The sequence below is a fragment of the Butyricicoccus sp. AF18-9LB genome (assembly GCF_027684505.1).
GTDB lineage: Bacteria > Bacillota > Clostridia > Oscillospirales > Butyricicoccaceae > Agathobaculum > Agathobaculum butyriciproducens.
Map to the genome: position 1 here is coordinate 1 of NZ_JAQCWA010000027.1, position 18893 is coordinate 18893.

The 18893-nt window shown below is 49.9% G+C and carries 20 protein-coding genes and 1 pseudogene; 10 read left to right on the forward strand and 11 right to left on the reverse strand.

Annotation, left to right across the window (positions count from 1 at the left end; genetic code table 11):
* Positions 1-687, forward strand: a pseudogene (locus tag PGY33_RS12085) (IS256 family transposase); the annotation flags it as partial.
* A gap of 837 nt (positions 688-1524) precedes the next feature.
* Here PGY33_RS12085 and PGY33_RS12090 read toward each other — a convergent pair.
* Complete coding sequence (locus tag PGY33_RS12090) at positions 1525-2214, reverse strand: GIY-YIG nuclease family protein (RefSeq protein WP_118480015.1); 690 nt, start codon at positions 2212-2214, stop codon at positions 1525-1527.
* Between the two features lie 131 nt (positions 2215-2345).
* Here PGY33_RS12090 and PGY33_RS12095 point away from each other — a divergent pair, with 131 nt between their 5' ends.
* Both PGY33_RS12095 and PGY33_RS12100 read left to right on the forward strand, forming a co-directional pair.
* Entirely contained in the window at positions 2346-2555 is a 210-nt protein-coding gene (locus tag PGY33_RS12095) for a helix-turn-helix domain-containing protein (RefSeq protein ID WP_118480013.1), read from the forward strand.
* A gap of 2 nt (positions 2556-2557) precedes the next feature.
* Positions 2558-3553: a hypothetical protein gene (locus PGY33_RS12100; RefSeq protein WP_147356919.1), complete on the forward strand. Its 996-nt coding sequence runs from the start codon at positions 2558-2560 to the stop codon at positions 3551-3553.
* 32 nt (positions 3554-3585) lie between these two features.
* Here the strand turns inward: PGY33_RS12100 and PGY33_RS12105 are convergent, their stop codons facing one another.
* The 8 genes from PGY33_RS12105 to PGY33_RS12140 form a co-directional block, all read right to left on the reverse strand.
* The gene (locus PGY33_RS12105) at positions 3586-4722 is read right to left on the reverse strand and encodes an SAM-dependent methyltransferase (protein ID WP_118480009.1); all 1137 of its coding nucleotides are present in this window, start codon (positions 4720-4722) and stop codon (positions 3586-3588) included.
* On the reverse strand, positions 4719-5915 hold the full coding sequence (locus PGY33_RS12110; RefSeq protein WP_270478843.1) for a hypothetical protein: 1197 nt from the start codon (positions 5913-5915) through the stop codon (positions 4719-4721). The genes PGY33_RS12105 and PGY33_RS12110 overlap by 4 nt, the downstream gene beginning before the upstream one ends.
* Entirely contained in the window at positions 5912-6136 is a 225-nt protein-coding gene (locus tag PGY33_RS12115) for a helix-turn-helix domain-containing protein (RefSeq protein ID WP_118480005.1), read from the reverse strand. The genes PGY33_RS12110 and PGY33_RS12115 overlap by 4 nt, the downstream gene beginning before the upstream one ends.
* A 137-nt stretch (positions 6137-6273) precedes the next feature.
* On the reverse strand, positions 6274-6522 hold the full coding sequence (locus tag PGY33_RS12120) for a DUF6061 family protein (protein WP_118480003.1): 249 nt from the start codon (positions 6520-6522) through the stop codon (positions 6274-6276).
* A 454-nt stretch (positions 6523-6976) separates the two neighbouring features.
* Positions 6977-8152 carry an AAA family ATPase gene (locus PGY33_RS12125; protein WP_118753597.1) on the reverse strand — a complete coding sequence of 392 codons (1176 nt, stop codon included), beginning with the start codon at positions 8150-8152 and terminating at the stop codon, positions 6977-6979.
* Positions 8142-8477 carry a plasmid mobilization protein gene (locus tag PGY33_RS12130; protein ID WP_118479999.1) on the reverse strand — a complete coding sequence of 112 codons (336 nt, stop codon included), beginning with the start codon at positions 8475-8477 and terminating at the stop codon, positions 8142-8144. The genes PGY33_RS12125 and PGY33_RS12130 overlap by 11 nt, the downstream gene beginning before the upstream one ends.
* 2 nt (positions 8478-8479) lie before the next feature.
* A complete protein-coding gene (locus PGY33_RS12135) occupies positions 8480-9553 on the reverse strand; it encodes a site-specific integrase (protein ID WP_118479997.1) in 1074 nt (357 codons plus the stop codon).
* Positions 9554-9555: 2 nt separating this feature from the next.
* Positions 9556-9750 (reverse strand): helix-turn-helix domain-containing protein, encoded by a 195-nt coding sequence (locus PGY33_RS12140; RefSeq protein WP_006571508.1) that lies wholly within the window; start codon positions 9748-9750, stop codon positions 9556-9558.
* Between the two features lie 302 nt (positions 9751-10052).
* Between PGY33_RS12140 and PGY33_RS12145 the strand changes: the two genes are divergently transcribed.
* Positions 10053-10541 (forward strand): helix-turn-helix domain-containing protein, encoded by a 489-nt coding sequence (locus PGY33_RS12145; RefSeq protein ID WP_118479994.1) that lies wholly within the window; start codon positions 10053-10055, stop codon positions 10539-10541.
* 196 nt (positions 10542-10737) lie between these two features.
* On the opposite strand, the gene guaA is transcribed toward PGY33_RS12145, so the two are convergent.
* Entirely contained in the window at positions 10738-12294 is a 1557-nt protein-coding gene (gene guaA / locus PGY33_RS12150; RefSeq protein ID WP_270478846.1) for a glutamine-hydrolyzing GMP synthase, read from the reverse strand.
* Between the two features lie 205 nt (positions 12295-12499).
* Here guaA and PGY33_RS12155 point away from each other — a divergent pair, with 205 nt between their 5' ends.
* A complete protein-coding gene (locus PGY33_RS12155) occupies positions 12500-13435 on the forward strand; it encodes an S-layer homology domain-containing protein (RefSeq protein WP_270478847.1) in 936 nt (311 codons plus the stop codon).
* Between the two features lie 86 nt (positions 13436-13521).
* On the forward strand, positions 13522-14874 hold the full coding sequence (locus PGY33_RS12160) for an MATE family efflux transporter (RefSeq protein ID WP_442861224.1): 1353 nt from the start codon (positions 13522-13524) through the stop codon (positions 14872-14874).
* Between the two features lie 258 nt (positions 14875-15132).
* Here PGY33_RS12160 and PGY33_RS12165 read toward each other — a convergent pair whose 3' ends face one another.
* Positions 15133-15306 carry a DUF1540 domain-containing protein gene (locus tag PGY33_RS12165; protein WP_118285538.1) on the reverse strand — a complete coding sequence of 58 codons (174 nt, stop codon included), beginning with the start codon at positions 15304-15306 and terminating at the stop codon, positions 15133-15135.
* 133 nt (positions 15307-15439) lie between these two features.
* On the opposite strand from PGY33_RS12165, the gene PGY33_RS12170 reads away from it, so the two are divergent.
* The 4 genes from PGY33_RS12170 (at position 15440) to PGY33_RS12185 (ending at position 18830) form a co-directional block, all read left to right on the forward strand.
* On the forward strand, positions 15440-16642 hold the full coding sequence (locus tag PGY33_RS12170; protein WP_118753596.1) for a class I SAM-dependent methyltransferase: 1203 nt from the start codon (positions 15440-15442) through the stop codon (positions 16640-16642).
* 147 nt (positions 16643-16789) lie between these two features.
* Positions 16790-17176, forward strand: a complete 387-nt coding sequence (locus PGY33_RS12175; RefSeq protein ID WP_147356918.1) for a hypothetical protein — start codon at positions 16790-16792, stop codon at positions 17174-17176.
* Positions 17177-17206: 30 nt separating this feature from the next.
* Positions 17207-17446 (forward strand): helix-turn-helix domain-containing protein, encoded by a 240-nt coding sequence (locus PGY33_RS12180; protein WP_118479984.1) that lies wholly within the window; start codon positions 17207-17209, stop codon positions 17444-17446.
* A 250-nt stretch (positions 17447-17696) separates the two neighbouring features.
* On the forward strand, positions 17697-18830 hold the full coding sequence (locus PGY33_RS12185) for a Gfo/Idh/MocA family protein (RefSeq protein ID WP_270478849.1): 1134 nt from the start codon (positions 17697-17699) through the stop codon (positions 18828-18830).
* Positions 18831-18893: the final 63 nt, after the last annotated feature.

The following is an 18893-nucleotide window of genomic DNA, read 5'->3' on the forward strand; positions in this document are numbered from 1 at the left end:
TTCAGGATATCTACGGCGTAGATGTCTCTGATACCACGGTAAGCCGTATCACAGATAAAATCCTTCCCGCAGCGAAAGAGTGGCAGCAGAGGCCGCTGGAGTCCATTGATGCAGTTGTTTTTCTGGATGCGATTCACTACCATGTCCGCAGCGAAGGCCAGATTGTAAAGAAGGCCGTTTATATCGCGATCGGCATTGATCTGGACGGGCACAAGGATGTTCTCGGTATGTGGGTTGGTGAGAACGAAAGTGCGAAATTCTGGGCTACCGTACTGAACAGCCTGAAAAATCGGGGTATCGAGGATATTTTCATTGCCTGTACGGATAATTTGACCGGTTTTTCTGCAGCGATCGAGGCGGTCTATCCCAAGACGGAAATCCAGAACTGCATCATCCATCAGCTTCGAAATTCCAGCAAATATGTCTCCTACAAGAATCAGTACTTATTTTAAGTTTCCTCAAGAACTTCGGCGGCTGATCTATACGACCAACACGATTGAAGGCTTTAACCGTCAGCTCAGGAAGGTAACCAAGTCGAAATCCGTGTTTCCGACCGATGACAGCCTTTTCAAAATGCTGTATCTGGCGATGATCGACATCACGAAAAAGTGGAGCGGCCGCAAACAGGACTGGAGCATGATTCATGCCCAGCTGGCAATCTACTTCGAGGATCGGATGCCCAATTGACAATCCGGCTCGGAGGTCAAGGAGCGCTGCGCCGTCGACGAGACTCCAATGGACGAGGGTGCCCCTTGACTTTCGCCCCCGTTGGCGTTATGTTGTAAACAAGGCGGGCGCAGCCAACGCCGCTCCCGCCTTGAAATATAAGTTCTATTTTACACCGCTTTTTGGTGGTTACACAGAATTCGGGATAGGCCCGCTGTTAGCTTTGCAAACTGCTGTACTTTTTCTTCAATATATATATTGCATTCTCATAACAGCATAGTGCAGCAATCCCAGCCTGGATGACCGCGTCACACATTGCAGTAGCAATTCTGTCAGATTTGTGGTATTCTTTTTGTGAGCCATTAGGGTTTCTCCTTTACATCATGATTTTTTCGACAACTATCATTTTACAGGAGCCCTGATGGCTTGGCTATTGCCTATTTGCTTTTGCGAACTTGATATACGCTATCTTTTTAGTTTGCGCAACTTATTGTACCTTATCGAGTCTGCAAATAATTTTGCGCATAAATCTTGACGGGATCTCACTCGTCTGTATAATAATTTGACTGTGTGTATACACATTAACACAAAAAGAAGCCGCCAACTCGGAATGGGCAAGCGAGTTGGCGGCCAATTTTTTAGGATGTTTCGTATTCGAAAATTACTAACGTGTTGCAAAAATTTTTTTGCGTTTTCAAGGTGTTAGCCAGAGAAGATTATTCCCACTCGCTCCTGTCAGAAGTTTTCTAAACAGATTTGCTTATGGGATTTAGCTCAGATTATTGGTATTCTTTTCATTATTCAGATAGTAGAGGCTATCTGATCTTTTGTTGCCATAGTGTTGCCAGAAAAACGGATTCATTCATCCTCAGAATCTGCACTTTCAATATTATCGCGCAAATCACTGAGGGTGACTCCATCTTTTGTAAAATACCGCCATCCATTCACATGGACATTATCGGACCAACCATATCGCTCTGTAAGAAGCTTACCAGCAAGCCCAGTGACAGAATATCTTTCCCCCTCAAACTCTACCTGATTTTTCCTGTCAAGCACCCGTGCAATGATGGACTCATCGTAAAGAAAGGAAATTTCCTCACCCACATTGATGTGCAGTAAAGTGAAAGAATTATTTGAACGCTTTGTTCTTCTCTCAGCAAGTTCTTGCTCCTGCGCCTGTCCCTCGGTAGGCACATACAGCTTCAACTTGTCCTGATCACCTCTCAGAGCCGCTATATTCTTAAAAATACGATAAGCCCTTTCAGGGGAAATCTTGAAAAATTCCCGCTCACGCATTCTACCGTTGTCGAGCTGCTCCCGGGCATGGAGAGAGTCATCCACTTGGTCAATAATGCTATGTATATTTTCTTCAACCATTGCCGGGTTCTCCACCTCATAAACGGCGTAGCACCGAAATGAAAGCGGAATATTGGTCGGCGCATTGAGTTCCTGTAATCTTCTCTCGATGTCGTTACGTCCCGTCATGCCAATCTTAACCCATCCTTCAAGGCATGGGTTAGTAAGAATGTAAACAAGGCCTTCTGACATAGCACAATCTCTCCTCTACATCTATATCAAATATCAAGTCTGTTTCTTGAGCAAAAATTCATCAAAGTGACTTATTGTATGTCGACTTATTGTATTCATTATTGTACCATTTATGTTGGAGGTTTGCAAGTATGGATATTGTAAAGGTTTTTGGAGACAACGTGAAGCGTTATCGGCAGACCCTGGGGATCTCCCAAGAGGCCTTTGCAGAGAAATGTGGTCTTCACCGAACATATATTAGCGCAATCGAGTGCCATCGTAGAAGTATATCACTTGAAAACATTCAACGTATAGCTGATGCACTTGAAATTGAAACATATAAGCTATTTCTGGAGGAATAAGCATGGCACGAAGGAAAATATATAGCAACTTAAATAAAATAGGTCAGTATCGCCCACATCATGTTGATGGACAAACTCTTTATAAAGTATTTCAATGTCTCAATCCCGATTGTACGGAGATGATCACTGTCAAAAAAGATGATATCGACGAAGATTATTCTATTATTTGCCCCAAATGTGGATATGAACATTATTCTGGTGGAGAGCAACACTTGTTTGATTTTTCTATGGATGTTAATAATGATAATGGAGAGGCTGTTTCTGTGCAAGAAGGAGAGTTTGTCGTCTCTCATGATGAATACATAGAAAATGCTCCACTGTATAAGTACTGTTTAATTTGCAATACCCTTAAACCTATTGAGTGCTTCCACAAACACGCTGTCCTGAAATCTGGAAGACAGGGTGAGTGTATAATGTGCAAAACAAATTATAACGCTATTAAAAACGGAACCAGAACTTCTGATCAGCACTTTGAATCTTCTCAGAAACGCCGTCTCTTAATTGAGGTTGCTGGCACAACTCGTGTGAGCCGCAAGGCAATTGAACGAAAATATGGTCTTAGATGTTTCAATTGCGGAGAGGATTTGAGTGGCGTAACTTCCAACAAGGAAAAACCGATAGATCATACATTGCCAGTCTACTATTTGTGGCCTGCAACAACTGACTCTGGAACCTTGCTCTGTCGTGTTTGCAATGGCAATAAGACCGGCAAATGGCCTTCTGAATTTTATACTGATGCTAAACTGCACCAATTAGCTGTACATACTGGCTTTGACTATCATTTGCTGGCCGGAGAACCACAATATAATCCAGAAGCTCTTAGGAGATTGCAAAATCCAGCTGATGTCGATGCACTGCTTGTGAAAAATTCTGGACATATGGACGAAGTATGCAAATTGAGAAATCGCATCCTTGCTGATACAGGAATCGATTTCTTCAAGTATGCGACTGCTCTATCAGAGTCCTGGATTACCTATGCAAATTCACTCATAAAATGAACTCTACAAATGAGGCGGGCATTAATCCCACCTCATTTTTTTTGTAGGAACAAATACTGATGCTCTACAGTTACTCCTTTATCTTTGATACCGTGCTTTTCGATCGTTCTGACATCTTCTCCAGCCAGATAAACAAGATCAAACCAAGATCCTGCACGCTTTGAAAGCTCAGCACCCATATCTGTGGTTTTAGTTTTACCAAGATGCAAAATTACCTTTGCATTGTCATTTAAAACATCAGCACACATTTCAAAGAAACTGTAATAAAGATCGAAGTTTTTTTCTTGTAGCTTATCTAAGAATTTTTCGTCAGCTTTTTTATAATCTTTCGGCTCCCATCCACAAAGCCAAAGCCGCATCCAATTTTGCATATAAAACCGAATAGAGTCTGCAAAAGGAGGTGAACAGATTATAAAATCTGCTTTGATATTTTTAGCTGCTAGATCTTTGTAATCACCATATACAGCACGGCCTCGCGTTATTTGAGACTGTTCAAGTTTTGCATAGCTAGCATTAACTTTCTGAACAACCTTTTCAATTACACTTTTATACTCGAATTCCCCCGTAGGCGCATACGGTGTTAATGGATGTGAATGCCGTGAAAGCGCATAGGGCCTATTTCCATGTAACACGTGTAAAAGCGCGGAAAAAACCATTGCTTCTTCGGGCGAAATTGAAGAAAATCTGTTAAGGAAAAAATCCCTTGCGCACAAAATTTCTTTATATGTCTCATGCTCGAAATATTGTGGAAGTTTCCCGTTGAATCCGAAATCCTCATATTCTGTGATAGATTTGCTACCTTTGTTGTTTTTAATGTAATCATCTAGTTGACATATAACATCTTCCACACCACTATAATTAGGCTTTTCAACTTTGGCTTTGGTAACAACATACGCCAACTCGCTTAAATCATTTCCTATCCCAACTCGCCCTTGCAGACAAGCTTCAAAAGGAATAGTACCCACTCCACATAAAGGATCTAAAACCACATCACCTTCGCTTGTAAATTCAGAAATAAGCCAATGGGCTATCGCTGGTTTCAATTTCCCGTGATAAGAACAAAGTGAGTGCCAGGGGTGTCCCCAGTTTCTATTCCCGTAGGGAGTTTGCTTATATGGCAGACAGGAAACGAATTCTTCTGCTTTTTTTCTAAACGCTATATCCATCATTTCTCCAATCTGTATCTCAACAATCTTTGTGTTAAGATCATGCCATTCTTGGAACGTCTTTTACGTAATATTTCTTCATCATATAAGGAGAACCCATACTGGACGCAAATGTTTGAAAGGATCTGATGCGTCGGAATGTGTACCCCGGCAAATTGAGAATCCCCAATATCCATTGTAAATAGGCCACCAGGCTTGACGGATTTGCTTAGTTTTTGAATAACCGTATCCATATCTCTGAAATATCCTGCAACCATTTTGGGAATTCGATCATCGTAAGAAACCGGTTGTAACTGTTCCAAATATGGCTCTACTACTGGCAAAATCGTATCTATTACTGTTCGTTTTGAAACGTTGTTGATTCCTGCTATGATACCTTTTGAATGAAAGCGGGGTAAATCACTTTCGCTCGTTATAAAATCATTCAATTTAAGTTCCAACTTTGTGTTGCGAATGTAATTTGTTCCATTAAGATATGGGGGCGAGGTGATAACGCAATCAAAAGCATTAACATAGTCATTATCACGGGCATCATCGCTAACTTTTACTGTTCCACATTTGATAATAGATTTATGATGTTGAATATCAAAAATTATTTCATTTACCTTATCAGCAAAACACTCCAACACATTTTCTTCACGGTATTCCTTTTCTGTAGCATAGCGAAGATCGCCTCGTCTGATCATTTTTGAAACTTTAACAACGATGGAACTCAACGCTAAAGCAAGGATGTTTTTTACTGATTCATTATCTTCTTTGAAAATGAGTCCTTTTATGGTCAACAATTCATTTAACTGCTTTTCTCCAAAGAATTTTTCAAAGCCGTTCCAAGATGAGTGATTTTCAACCCTGATGGTATTGATTAAAGCAAGATATTCAATCAATTTAGGGATTACAGTATCTTGATCAAGATTTCGCACACAATTGATTTTTGTCTCAATGACTGATTGCATGAAAGGATTTGATTCGCTATAAAAAGATTTTATACCGTGAGTTGCTGCAACAAGAGAAGTCGTACCTGTCCCGCAAAAAGGATCATAAATGGTTTTGATATCTGGTTGCAATGAAAGAAGCATCTTAAGTTCTTCAGCAATTAAACAGGATGAGTATCCTTCTATATAAGAATACCATCTATGTATAGGTTCATTTTTGTTCAGCGAAAAAGTTCCGCCTTTTTCTCTAATTAAAGCATTCATTTTGATTCTCCTTTGGATGATTCGACCGTGAATGTCATGATATCTTCTATGGAACAAGACAAAGCACAGCAAATCTTCTCCAAAGTATCAAGTGAAACTGATTCATTTCTTCCTAATTTAGCAATTGCGTTTGTGCTGATTTTCGCCGCTTCCCGCAACTGAGATTTATTCATATGTTTATCAATTAACAACTTCCAAAGATTAGAGTAATCTACAGCCATAACGCTCCCTCCTTGTATGCATAAGTTATTGTAACACATATATCTTCTAAAATCCAACATATTCTTGATATATATCAAGAATATGTTGATAATCAAGTAGCACTCCCGCGCTTATAGCGTATATCTGACAATAAAAGTCAGTCTATTGCCGACTTATGGATCGTTATGTTTTTCAGGTATTTGCTCAGCTCACCATTCAAAATCAGTTCGGCATAGGACAGCGGATCATTATAGATCAGCCAGTCCAGTTCTGACCGCTGGTACATACTGTTCGCTACCTCGTTCTCCACGGCGGTGCAGTCGATGGACAACAGGGTTCCATCTTCCATGCACAGCTCCACGCAGGCAGTGTCCGGGTTGAACTCACAGGACAAAATCTTTCTCATACTCGTTACCTCCCAATACTTGAATTTCAGTTGATTTTCCGCAGCGGCACAAGGGCCGTTTCGGTTGTTTTAGATACAGGCAAGCAATGCGTGTGGATAGCCACACACAAATCCGGCAAGCAATGCGAGTGTTAATACACACTCACATTTCCTGCCGTCTGCTTGTTGAGGGCAGCGCCCCCAAGCCCCTTCTGAACACAGAATTTCATTCTGTGGCTGCGCGTTCTCCGAACGCTTTTTGCCCCTGTACCCGGTGCCCTGTTTCGGGGCATAGGGTGTCGTGAATCGCGACATTCTCTGATACTTTTAGGGTGCCCTAAAATGGGGCATCCTCCTTGAAGATGGGGTGGCAAAATACCACCCCATCTTTTTCTTTCCGCGACGGTTGCGACGGTCGCAACGGTGCTGGGAGTACACCTCAAAACACCGTCGCGACCGTTGCGAGCGTCGCGCTTTACTCGATTACTTCAAACGCAGCTGCTTCCACCACCATGTAAGTCAGTCGGATACGCCGCCCGGCGTGCTTGGTTTTGTTCTCGTACTTTACCTGATGTTCTTCCAATAGGCGGCTGGCATTCACATTCAGATGCTTGGTAAGCCGATTCACCGCCATATCCGTTTGAATCGCTTGGGCCAGCTCGGTGGGGCTGCCTTCCCATTCCCGGTTGTCAGCAGATACGATCTTCGCCACAGCCTCCAGTACCGGGTCCGGAGGCTGCTTCCAAAGCTCATTCTCTGCATGGTCGAGATCCCAAACCAGGTTCTCTTGGTCTTTGCTCAGATACAGCCGCTGATCCGGCTGGTCTCTGCCTACCACCTCCAAGGTTGCCCTGCTATCCGTCCGCTTCTCCTTCTGCATCAGAAGCGCCCCATCCGCACAGCCCAGCAGGCCGGTTGTACCGGAAATCATCTCAAAGCTGTCTCCCGCAGGCTGCTTTCTGGTGTGGTGGACGATCAGAACGCAGACGCCATACCGATCAGCAAATTGCTTCAGCTTGCCGATTACCTCATAATCGCTGGAGTAGCTGTAACTATCGCTCACTGCCTCCCGGACTTTTTGCAGGGTATCTACAATAATGAGTCTGGTGTCACTGTGTTCCCGGACGAACTTTTCCAGCTGTTCATCCAGGCCACCGCCGATCATCTTAGCGTTGGTGGCGAAGTGAAGGGAGCTTGTCCCCTCCACTCCGAACATTCGGAACATCCGGCGCTGCAAACGGCTCTCGTCATCTTCCAGAGCAAGATAAAGGACGGTTCCCTGGTGGACTTTGTAGCCCCACAGGTCTTGCCCGGTACTGACATGGTGGGCGATCTGTGCCACCAGGAAGGACTTGCCGATTTTGGGCGCTCCGGCAAGGATGTACGCTCCTGTATAAAGCAGGTTCTCAATCACCGCAGACTTACCCTCGAACACATTGTCCATCAGCTCGTCCAGGGTCACAGTATGCAGGTAAGCCGGGTCGCTCATGCGGCGCATCTTCCGGTAAAGTTCCTCCAAATCTCTTTCCGGGGAATTGCTTTTTTCGTCCGAGTCTGGTATAGTGGTCTTGGAATTTTGAGAGATTGACTGCCCATCATCTGCGCCAACAGATGAGCCCTGGGCGGTCATTTTCTTTTTCTCATCGATCATAGGCAAAGTCCTCCTGCATCCCGTTCATAATGGTAGCAATCATCTGGATGGTGTCCAGCAGCTCATCGTTTACGCCCTGCCCGGCCTCGATCCGCCGCAGCTCGTCCAGTACAGCGGCCAGCTGGTCCCGCAGTGCTTTATAGACCCTGGGGTTGCCCTGGACCACCACATCCCGGCAAAGCAGCCGCCGGATGATATAATCCTGCTTAGTCAAACCGGTGAGCTTCACCGCCGTTTCGATCTGAGCATCCTCCTCCGGGGAGACCCGAAAAGCCACGGTCTTGTTCCTCCAACGGTTGTGCTTGTCCATATTCTTTGCTGACATTTTTAATTACCCCTTTCCATGTTCAGTTTATCTGCCATTTCCGCCTGCTTGGACGGAAACAGGTGCGCATAGTTATAGGTGATGTCAATGCTCTCGTGGCCCACCCGGTCTGCGATGGCCGTGGCGGAGAAGCCCATGTCGATCAGAAGTGAAACCGCACTGTGACGAATATCGTGGATTCTGATGCGCGGTACCCCGGCTTCTTTGGCTCCCCGGTCCATCTCCCGGTGGAGATAGCTCTTGGTGACGGTGAACATCCGGTCATCCGGCCCGATCCCGTAGAGCATCTTGATGTAATCCTGGATTTCCTCGGCCAGGAACTGCGGCATGGTGATGACCCGATTGCTCTTTTCCGTCTTAGGGGTGGTAATCAGGTCCTCACCGTTCAGACGCTGATAGGACTTGTTGATGGACACAGTGCGCTTCTCAAAGTCAAAATCCGCTGGGGTCAGGGCAAGCAGTTCCCCCTCCCGGATACCGCACCAGTAGAGCATCTCAAAGGCGTAGAAGGACAGTGGCTTGTCCATCATCACCTCGGCAAATTTCAGGTACTGCTCCTTGGTCCAGAACATCATCTCCCGGTTTTTCTTCTTGCCCATGCTGCCTGCCTTCTTGCAGGGATTTTCCCGAAGGTTGTAGTACCGAACCGCGTGGTTGAAGATGGCACTGAGCTGATTGTGGACCGTTTTTAGGTACACCGGCGAGTAGGGCTTGCCGTTCTCGTCCTTATGGTTCAGCATCTCGTTTTGCCAGGTAATGATCTGCTGGGCGGTGATGTTACACATTTTCAGCCTGCCGAAGTAGGGCAGCAGCTTGGTACGGATGATGTGGTCCTTGGTGGCCCAGGTGTTTTCCTTAAGCCGGGTTTTCATATCCGCCGTGTAGAGGTCCACGAAGCTCTTAAAGGTCATATCCAGATCGGCGCTGGTCTTGTTGAGCTGTTCCCGCTCCCAGGCCTGCGCCTCTCGCTTGGTCTTGAAGCCCCGCTTCTGGGTCTGCTTGCGCTCGCCGTTCCAGTCAGTATAGCGGTAGACCGCCCGCCAGGTGTTTGTCTTTTCTTCCTTATAGACTGCCATGATTAGCCCTCCTTTCCCGTCTTGCCGTAGCAAAACTTCTCCATGAAAAAGTTACGATTGACCCGCCCGGAAATGGTCAGATAGCCCTTCTCCCGGAGCTCAGCGTTGAGCTTATGGATCACCTTGTAGGCGTGGGACTTGGAGATGCCCAGCTCCTGGGCCACTTCCTCCACGCGCATAAAGTTTTGTGCCTGCATTGAAAATACCTTCCTTTCCTCGTTGATGGCTGCTGCGGCTGGATATTGTGTTCCATAAATGCCTCCTCACTTTCGTCCGTCACTTTTTTCCCGGATGTATAATCAGGGGTTGCGGCAGTTCTTTTTTATTTATTGATTCTAAGCTATTATGCTTAGTCTATTGCCATTATACTAAGCAAAATAGCTTGTGTCAATTGGAGTACGCAAAATAAATTAAATAAAATTGTTTAGGATTCTCTTGACTTTACTAAGCATTTCTGCTACGCTTTTCCTAAGGACAAGCAACGATTGGAGTTGATGATATGGCGATTGGCGAACGGATTCACTTTTTCCGTCTCCTGCGGGGGATGACGCAGAAATATCTCGGTATGGCGCTGGGCTTCCCGGAGAAGTCCGCTGATGTGCGCCTGGCGCAGTATGAAACAGGATCAAGAACCCCAAAGGCAGACCTGACTGCTGCCCTGGCCCAGGTACTGGATGTCTCGCCCCATGCGCTCTCCGTCCCGGACATAGACTCCTATGTGGGGCTGATGCACACCCTGTTTACCCTGGAGGACAACTATGGGCTCAAGATCAGCGAGATGGATGGAGAAGTCTGCCTGAAAGTTGATGTACGGAAGAACAAGGACGCCGCCCAGCTGCACGAGATGCTCTGTTCCTGGCAGCAGGCCGCTGCCATGCTGGAGGCGGGCGAAATCTCCAAAGAGGATTACGATAAGTGGCGCTACCACTATCCGGAGTTTGACAAGACCCAGAACTATGTGAAGACGCCGCCCCAGGATCTCGCTTGACCCTCTCACTTGTAGGCCACGGGAGAGGGCGTTTGTTGCACAGGACAATAATAAAAAGAAAAAGAGAGCTAACTGACTAATCAAAATCAGTTAGCTCTCTTTTTATGAATAATGAAAAATGTTGCCAAATCGTTGCCACGAAGGGCTTTAACCCCTCAAAAGCCCAGTCATATCAGGCTTTTCCGGGCCTCTGAAATTATTCCCACTCAATCGTAGCCGGCGGCTTACTGGTAATATCATACACAATACGGTTTACGCCGACAACCTCGTTTACGATACGGCTGGAAGCCTTATCAAGCACCTCATACGGAATGCGCGCCCAGTCAGCGGTCATGAAGTCGCTGGTGGTTACGCCGCGCAGCGCGAGTGCGTAATCATAGGTGCGGCTGTCGCCCATAACACCTACGGTGCGGGTGTTGGTCAGAACTGCAAAATACTGGTTGATCTCCTTGTCCAGACCTGCATTTGCGATCTCCTCGCGGAAGATTGCGTCTGCCTCACGCAGAATGTCGCACTTCTCCTTAGTGATCTCGCCGGTAATACGGATGCCGAGACCCGGCCCCGGGAACGGCTGACGCATAACCAGCTGCTCAGACAGACCAAGCTCAAAGCCGAGCTGACGAACCTCGTCCTTGAACAGCATGCGCAGCGGCTCGATGATCTCCTTGAAGTCCACAAAATCCGGCAAACCGCCTACGTTGTGGTGGCTCTTGATGACAGCGGCATCGTCCTTGCCGGACTCGATCACGTCCGGATAAATGGTGCCCTGTGCCAGATAGTCGATCTTGCCGACCTGCTCACCAATCTGCTTGCCCATCTTCTCAAACGTGCGGATGAACTGTGCACCGATGGCCTTGCGCTTGTCCTCCGGATCGGTCAGACCCTTGAGAGCGCCGAGGAACGCCTCTTCCTCGTTCATGCGGATGAGGTTGATGTCCCACTTGGAGAAAGCTGCCTCAACCTCATCACCCTCGTTCTTGCGCATCAGACCGTGGTCTACGAATACGCAGGTCAGCTGATTGCCTACTGCCTCAGCCAGCAGAGCAGCTGCAACCGAGGAGTCAACGCCGCCGGACAGCGCCAGCAGAACCTTGCCGTCACCGACCTTCTCGCGGATGGCCTTGATGGAGCTGTTCTTGTAGTCACCCATGGTCCAGTCGCCCTTTGCATGGCAGACTTCATACAGGAAGTTCTTCAGCATAAGCGAGCCGTTCTCGGTGTGGTTTACCTCCGGATGATACTGTACGCCGTAGAAGCCGCGCTTCTCGTCAGCGATGGCAGCGGTCGGGCACATATCGGTGTGAGCGACCAGCTCGAAGCCCTCCGGCACCTTTGCCATGTAGTCGCCGTGGCTCATCCAGGAAATACCCTGCTCCGGCAGACCCTTGAACAGCTTGCAGTCCGTGTTGTAGAAGGTTTCGGTCTTGCCGTACTCGCGCGCGGTGTCCTCCTGTGCTGCGGTTACCTCGCCGCCAAGGGTGTGCGCCATAAGCTGACAGCCGTAGCAGATGCCCAGAACCGGTACGCCCAACTCGAACAGAGCCGGATCACACTTCGGGGACTTTTCCTCGTAAACGCTGTTCGGACCGCCGGTAAAGATGATGCCGATCGGATTGAGCGCCTTGATCTCCTCAATCGAGGTCTTATAGGGCTTGACCTCACAGTAAACATTATGTTCGCGGACGCGTCGTGCAATCAGCTGATTGTACTGACCGCCGAAGTCGAGCACCAGAACAAGCTGATGATTTTCCATCGCCAATCTCCTTTCTGTTTTCCCAATGTATATATAATAGAATTATGCCACATTTCTGCGTTTTCGGCAAGGGCTTTTGCGGAATTTTCCGTTCCCCGACAGGAAGAAAACATACACGAACCGGAATTCTGCCGATCCGGTATAAAATTTGACAGCCGCGTGCATACTTTCCGATAGAAGAAACGACCGGAAAGGGTGAAGGATTTTGAAAAACAGGCAGATTCGCATCATTGCGGTGCTGCTCGCAACCGTGCTCGCCTATGCGGGACTGATCGGCGCTGCCGCCGTAACCGCGCAGGCGGCGGACAATGCACCGGTGGTGCAGCCGGTCACGGCGCAGACCTGCGTGGATATCGCCGTGGAGGCTGAACTGTCCGCGACCGACGCAGATAACGACGTAGTGCTCTATCAGCTTACCGAAAAGCCGCGGCTGGGCACAGCGAAGATCGAGGGCAGTACCTTATATTACACACCGGGCCGCAAAGCCGGACGCGACAGCTTTCGCTATACCGCCGTGGACGCCGAGGGCAATACAGCGCAGCCTGCCGCTATCACGATTGAAATTAAAAAGAATAAGACCGGACTCACCTACTCGGACATGGACGGTGATCCGGCGCATTACGCGGCGATCTATCTATCGCAAAAGGGTGTAATGACCGGAGAAACCATCGGCAGCTGTGCGTTTTTCCATCCCAACCGACCGGTAACACGCAGTGAGTTCATCGCCATGACAGCCGCCGCGGCAGACCTGTCCGTTGAACCGACAGACCAGACCGACTTTGCGGATGACAGCGGACTTTCCGCGTGGGCCAAGCCATATATCAGCGCCGCAGCCGCAAACGGACTGGTCAGCGGCTACGCGACCGTCTCCGGCGTGAGTGAGATTCGCGGCGAGAAAACCATCACAACGGCCGAGGCAGGCGTGGTGCTCGACCACCTGCTTGACGGCACGCTGAGCGGTGTGCAGTACGCTTGGTCGATGTCCGACCATTCTCCGCAGGATTGGGCACAGCCGGCAATCGCTCGGCTGGAACGCGCCTCCGTACTCACCGCTGCACAGGCACAGAACCCAGAACACCCGCTCGACCGCCGAACAGCGTGCGAAATGCTGTACCGCGCACTGATTTTGCTGGATTCTTGACGAAAATCAGCAGCAGTGATACAATAAAGCAGGGAGAAGCTTGGACTTCTCCCTGCTTTTTCTGATTTTGAAAGGACTGTATTCGTTTGCAGCAAATCGACTTTTCTCAGGGCAGCATCCGCCGCAGGATACTTGCGGTGGCCACACCGATGCTGATCGCGCAGCTGCTCAATCTGCTGTATAATATTGTAGACCGTATTTATATCGGCAAGATCCCCGGCGAGGGCACGCTTGCGCTGGCGAGTATCGGCTTGTGCTTCCCTTTTGTGACGCTCATTACCGCGTTTGCCAATCTGTTCGGACTGGGCGGTGCTCCGCTCTGCGCGATGGCGCGCGGCAAAGGCAACCGTGAAGGCGCACAAGGCATCATGGTCAACGCCGGCTTTATGTTGCTGCTGAGCGGTGCCGTGCTGACCGTGCTCGGCATCGCGTTCCATCGCCCGCTGCTGTACCTGTTCGGCGCCAGTGAGGTAACGTACCCGTATGCGTCCTCGTACATCGTGATTTACTTGCTCGGTACGCTGTGCGTCATGCTGTCGCTCGGTCTCAATCCATACATTAACTGTCAGGGCTTTGCCCGAACCGGCATGCTCACCGTGGCGCTCGGCGCGGCAGCCAACATCGTGCTCGACCCGATTTTCATTTTCGCACTGCACCTCGGCGTGCGCGGCGCTGCTATCGCAACCGTACTGTCGCAGTTTCTGTCTGCTGCATGGGTTGTCAAGTTTTTAACCGGCAAAAAAGCCGAGTTAAAGCTGGATTTCCGCGGTTTCTGTCCGGACTGGCACTGTATCCAGCGCATTACCGTGCTCGGCATCGCCAGCTTTGTCATGTCGTTTACGGATATGCTCGTGCAGGTGGCGTGCAATTCCATGCTGCGCGGTTTCGGCGGAGACCTGTACATCAGCGTCATGACCGTACTTAACTCCGTGCGCCAGATCGCACAGACGCCGGTGCTCGCCATCGCGGATGGTGCATCTACCGCCATCAGCTACAACTACGGCGCCGGTCTGTACAAGCGCACCCGGGACGCTATCCGGTTTATGACGCAGATTGCTATCGGGTACACCATGCTTGTCTGGATGCTGGTCTCTCTCTTTCCTGCCCTGTTCATCCGCATTTTCAATCAGGACGCGGAACTGGTCGCGGCGGCTGTTCCGGCGCTGCACATTTACTTTTTCGGCTTTGTGATGATGGCGTTCCAGTATGCCGGTCAGAGTACGTTCCGCGCGCTGGGCCGGGCGAAATACGCGGTGTTCTTTTCGCTTTTGCGCAAGGCGTTCATTGTTGTGCCCCTGACTTTGCTGTTGCCGTACTGCTGGAATCTCGGTGTGAGCGGCGTATTTGCGGCAGAGCCGGTGTCCAACTGCATCGGCGGTCTGGCGTGCTACTTGACCATGCGGCATGTGGTGATGCCCGAACTTAAAATGGAGAATTGAAGATAGAGGATGGAGCATGAACTTCAAATTGAATCTCATGCTTATTCCATTTACCGTCCCTCGGACGGTATTCAATTATCTCCCTTCGTGCGATACCATAATTCTCGATTTTCCATTCCGACTCGCTAAGAGCCGCCTGCGGCGGTTGCTCGCTGGACGCCCACTGCGGTGGGTGTCTCCATTCTCAATTATTATATAAGTACACTCGAAAAGGGAGTCGGACAAATCCGGCTCCCTTTTCGGCATTGCGAGGGGAAATCAGCAGCACTTTCGCTGGAAGGACTTACAGTCGGTGCACTGATCCACCGTTGGATTAGCCTCGTGCGTGCCAACGGTAATGCTGTCCAGCGCACAGTAAGAAGCGGTCGGACAATGGTTTGCGCACTGCTCCACCGTGCAGTGGATAGACTTGTTGCAGCGATCGTTACTCATAGAGAATGACCTCCTTTTGTGATTTCGGTAATATTATCTCACTCGTTTCCACAAATTATACTTTGGAATTGCGGAAATGCTTTCCGTTGTGCTATACTAAAACAAAAACATTACAATAAAGGTTGTGACATCCATGCAAAAGGGAGATTCCGCGAAGCTCAAGCTGCTGCTGGCAGGCATTTCAGCGCGGCTGACCAAAAACCGCGATTTTTTTGTGCAGGCAGACTGTACTCTGGTTTCCGGCAAAAAGAAATTTGACGCAAAGCTGTCCCGCGCGGACGAGGACTACACGCTGCATTTTCAGGGCAGCGACCGCCGCGTAGACGCGGCTGAATTCTGTACCTTCTTTGCCGAGCAGGCCGAGAAATACGACGAGAGCGTGCTCACCTACACCGAGCGCAGCACGGTTGTTACGCTGTCCGTGACGGCACGCGGCGTGCAGATGAAGCAGGCCGAGCGCGAAGCGACCGCCGAGGAAAAGGCGGCTGCCGCCAATCCGCTGCTCGACAGCGGCCGGCAGTACCTCATTCGTGTCGATCAGGCGGCGGCGCTGCTGCGCGAGATCGGCATCCTAACCGCAGACGGCAAGCTGAAAAACGACATGATCCGCAAGTACAATCAGATCGACCACTACGTCGAACTGGTTGCGCCGATGTTCGAGCAGGATGACAGCGACGAAATTGTGCTGCTGGACTGCGCCTGCGGCAAGTCCTACCTCAGCTTTGTCATGAATTACTATATCCACGAGGTGCTGCATCGTCGCTGCCGCGTTATCGGCGTGGATATCAAGGAGCACGTTATTGACGAGAGCCGTGCGATGGCGAAGCGTCTTGGCTACCACAACATGACATTCATCTGTGCGGATCTGCGGACGTATCAGCCGCCGAAAAACGTTACTGCTGTGATTTCGCTGCACGCGTGCGATATTGCGACCGACCTCGCGCTCGGTACGGCAATCCGCGCCAAGGCGAAATACATCGCGTGCGTGCCGTGCTGCCACAAGGAACTGCTCGATCAGTACACCATGCCCGGACTCGAGCCGCTGACCAAATTCGGCGTATTCAAGGCGCGCTTTAACGATGTGCTGACCGACAGCATGCGTGCGCTCAAACTGGAAGCCGAAGGCTACAAGGTGTCTGTCGTTGAGTATATTTCGCCGCTCGATACCCCGAAAAACCTGCTCATCCGCGCAACGCGAACCGGCAAGGTAAACAACCGCGCGAAAGCCGAGTACGATGCCGTGCGCCGCACGCTCGGCACGACCTCTGAGCTAGACCGCCGGTGCGCGGAACTCGACAACGAGTTTTTCGTCACCGATGAGGATTTGATGGGTTAATTTCCCTGTTTTGTTTTCCATGTACATTTCAGGCAATCTGCCGGATAGGCTCTTACTCTTTGAGCAAATCCACATTATAATTTTTGTATACTCTCATGAAGGTGATGCCTGTGAAACCACCCGACAAAGGCCTGCTGCTCTCGTCGCGTGTGGACTTTACCATTCCATCTCCGTTTGCGCGGGAGCATCTGTAGTACCTTATCCAGTACGGACGCTACCATAGACTGCCGCCTTCCCCACCGGTATTACGTCACCGGGTCGACCGAACTCCTCTGGTTTCACTTTTCCAGCGGCGAAAGCGCGGCTTATGTCCGGCTGCTGACCGGCGGCACCGGCATCTGCTTTGATGGGAATCATGAGATTCTCCCGTATTTTGAGCAGATTTTCTACTACGGTGACAAGCAGGTGTACAATGAGCACCGCATTTCGGTCGGCGTCCAATCCGTGCTGTGCTGTCTTGCCGCGCCGGACACCAAGCCGGATATTCCCGAGGTGATTCGTCCGGCGGTCGAGTATATCGCTGAGCACTTCTAGGAAGAGGTCACGCTCGAAACACTTGCCGATTTGTGCCATGTAAGTGTCACGCATCTCATTCGCTGTTTTGCCAGGTACATCGGCTTCCGTCCGCATGATTATCTGCAGGAGCAGCGTCTGCGTCACGCAAAGGTGCTGCTGACCGGTTCGGCGCTCTCCATCGAGCAGATCGCCGAGCAGAGCGGCTTCAACAGCGCAAGCCACTTTTCCCGCGTATTCCGCAGCCGCGAGAAAATGACGCCGAGTAAATTCCGCTCCATAAACTTCTGATGTTAATTTCTGCACAGAATAGGTTAATTTCCTGACGTGACTCTGTGTAATTTTGTTCTATAATAGAGGCATAAAGAGCGCCACGAAGAACAAAAAGGAGGCACGGATCATGGAGAAGAAAACGATTTCGGCAGGTATCATCAGTGCGGGCGGCTTTATCGGTCAGGAGCACCTCAAGCATCGCATCACAGACCTCAGGAACGGTAGAGGTCGTAAACTTTGATATGTAAAATGTAAGGAGTAATTATTTATGCTGAAATTTGGTATGATTGGCGGCGGGCTTGGTTCATACATCGGCAAATTCCACCGCTGGGGCGCTATGCTGGACGATTCCGCCGAGCTGGTCTGCGGCTGCTTCTCCCGCAGCATGGATAAGAACCGCGCGACCGCTGAGGCGTATCACCTGCCTGACACCAGCCGCGTGTATGCGGATTTTCACGAAATGGCAGACAAGGAGTCCGCGCGTGAGGACGGTATTGATTTTGTCTCCATCATGACGGCAAACGATACGCATTACGAGATTGCAAAGTGCTTTCTTGAGCATGACATCCACGTTATATGCGACAAGCCGCTTGCGCTCCGCACTGAGGAAGCCGAGGAACTTGCCCGCCTTGCAGAGGAGCGCGGTCTTCTGTTCGGCATAACGTATTCGTACACCGGCTATGCGCTCATCCGTCAGGCGCGTGAGATGATTCGCGCAGGTGTAATCGGCGATATTCTGCACGTCCGCGTGCAGCATCCGGAGGACTGGGTCATTTCCGGTGCGGTTGACGGCAAGGTGGACACCTCGGCATGGCGTTTTCAGCCGAAAAAGGTCGGTTCCTCGCTGTGTGCAAACGATCTCGGCACACATGCAGAGCAGATGGTAACGCAGTTTACCGGTCTGCACGTCAAGCGCGTGCTGGCGATGATGGATACCTATCCGCGTGATCTGCCGCTCGATACCAATGTAAACGTGCTGATGGATTTCGGGGGCGGCGTAACCGGTACTCTCTGGGCATCCCAGATTGCGATTGGACACGAGTGTGACAGCGGCATCTACGTCATCGGCACCGAAGGCTCGCTCGAATGGACCGCGACCGACTGCGACCACCTGATCTACACGCCGCGCAGCCAGCCGAGTCAGCGGCTGTCCGCCGGTGCAGACTATCTGCTCGATGCCAGCACGCGGCTTTCCCGCGTCGGTGCAGGCCATAATGAAGGCTTTATCGAGGCGTTCTCGAATATTTACCGTTCGTTCTGCAATGTGCTCTCCGATCGCAAGGCAGGTCGTGAGAACACGACCGACACCTTTCCGACTGTGGAGGACGGCGTGCTCGGCGTTCGCTTTGTCGATGCCTGTGTGCGCAGCCATAAGGCCGGAGGCGTCTGGATGGACGTATAAAGCAGCCCCCCCCCTCCCTCTTTGACGGAAGTCCCCCTGTATTGAAGGTACAGAGGGACTTCT

Excerpts from the sequence above, each read along its gene's own strand:
- PGY33_RS12105 (WP_118480009.1), bottom strand. The coding sequence starts at position 4,722 with ATGATGGATATAGCGTTTAGAAAAAAAGCAGAAGAATTCGTTTCCTGT.
- PGY33_RS12120 (WP_118480003.1), bottom strand. The coding sequence starts at position 6,522 with ATGAGAAAGATTTTGTCCTGTGAGTTCAACCCGGACACTGCCTGCGTG.
- PGY33_RS12185 (WP_270478849.1), top strand. The coding sequence starts at position 17,697 with ATGCTGAAATTTGGTATGATTGGCGGCGGGCTTGGTTCATACATCGGC.
- PGY33_RS12140 (WP_006571508.1), bottom strand. The coding sequence starts at position 9,750 with ATGCAGGCACAAAACTTTATGCGCGTGGAGGAAGTGGCCCAGGAGCTG.
- guaA (WP_270478846.1), bottom strand. The coding sequence starts at position 12,294 with ATGGAAAATCATCAGCTTGTTCTGGTGCTCGACTTCGGCGGTCAGTAC.
- PGY33_RS12125 (WP_118753597.1), bottom strand. The coding sequence starts at position 8,152 with ATGATCGATGAGAAAAAGAAAATGACCGCCCAGGGCTCATCTGTTGGC.
- PGY33_RS12130 (WP_118479999.1), bottom strand. The coding sequence starts at position 8,477 with ATGTCAGCAAAGAATATGGACAAGCACAACCGTTGGAGGAACAAGACC.
- PGY33_RS12170 (WP_118753596.1), top strand. The coding sequence starts at position 15,440 with ATGCAAAAGGGAGATTCCGCGAAGCTCAAGCTGCTGCTGGCAGGCATT.
- PGY33_RS12145 (WP_118479994.1), top strand. The coding sequence starts at position 10,053 with ATGGCGATTGGCGAACGGATTCACTTTTTCCGTCTCCTGCGGGGGATG.
- PGY33_RS12090 (WP_118480015.1), bottom strand. The coding sequence starts at position 2,214 with ATGTCAGAAGGCCTTGTTTACATTCTTACTAACCCATGCCTTGAAGGA.
- PGY33_RS12095 (WP_118480013.1), top strand. The coding sequence starts at position 2,346 with ATGGATATTGTAAAGGTTTTTGGAGACAACGTGAAGCGTTATCGGCAG.
- PGY33_RS12110 (WP_270478843.1), bottom strand. The coding sequence starts at position 5,915 with ATGAATGCTTTAATTAGAGAAAAAGGCGGAACTTTTTCGCTGAACAAA.
- PGY33_RS12135 (WP_118479997.1), bottom strand. The coding sequence starts at position 9,553 with ATGGCAGTCTATAAGGAAGAAAAGACAAACACCTGGCGGGCGGTCTAC.
- PGY33_RS12165 (WP_118285538.1), bottom strand. The coding sequence starts at position 15,306 with ATGAGTAACGATCGCTGCAACAAGTCTATCCACTGCACGGTGGAGCAG.
- PGY33_RS12115 (WP_118480005.1), bottom strand. The coding sequence starts at position 6,136 with ATGGCTGTAGATTACTCTAATCTTTGGAAGTTGTTAATTGATAAACAT.
- PGY33_RS12100 (WP_147356919.1), top strand. The coding sequence starts at position 2,558 with ATGGCACGAAGGAAAATATATAGCAACTTAAATAAAATAGGTCAGTAT.